The following is a 253-nucleotide window of genomic DNA, read 5'->3' on the forward strand; positions in this document are numbered from 1 at the left end:
GTTGGCCCGGAAGCACCGCTGGTGATTGGCGTGGTTGACGCATTCCGTGCAGCCGGACTGCCGATTTTTGGTCCGACTCAGGCCGCCGCCCAGTTGGAAGGCTCCAAAGCCTTCACCAAAGATTTCCTGGCCCGCCATCAGATCCCTACCGCGGAATACCAGAACTTTACTGAGATCGAGCCGGCACTGGCTTACCTGAAAGAAAAAGGCGCTCCGATTGTAGTCAAAGCCGATGGCCTGGCGGCCGGTAAAG

The 253-nt window shown here is 58.5% G+C and carries 1 pseudogene; it reads left to right on the forward strand.

Annotated elements, in window-relative coordinates:
- A pseudogene (locus tag ACYP03_RS27060) lies at positions 1 to 253 on the forward strand (phosphoribosylamine--glycine ligase); the annotation flags it as partial.

The organism is Photobacterium sp. R1 (assembly GCF_054600795.1).